Below are 242 nucleotides of genomic sequence, written 5' to 3'. Positions count from 1 at the left end.
CTACATATGTCTGCCCGATTCCAGCAGACATCAAGCCGGCAGCCCGCCGGTAGTCTCTCGTTACGCAAAAAGCCCTTGTCGTTGCCTCGTAGCAACAGCAAGGGCTTCTTCAATTTGTCTGATGATGATTCATCTGATAAACCGTTATTTCGGGAAAGCAGAACAAACGAACAGGCAGCTTTGCTGTTCCCAACCCACGGCTGATGCTAAATATGCCCACGGATTCCTCCACTTTTTGCCCA

1 protein-coding gene is annotated in these 242 nt (G+C 50.0%); it reads left to right on the top strand.

All coding sequences use genetic code 11. From position 1 onward, the window contains the following. Positions 1–204: hypothetical protein (locus SB775_RS33165; protein ID WP_410865541.1), on the top strand; the 204-nt coding region annotated here is incomplete at its 5' end. Between the last annotated feature and the right edge of the window lie 38 nt (positions 205–242).

The organism is Peribacillus sp. SIMBA_075 (assembly GCF_046534585.1).
This window is presented reverse-complemented; position numbering and strand designations above follow the sequence as displayed.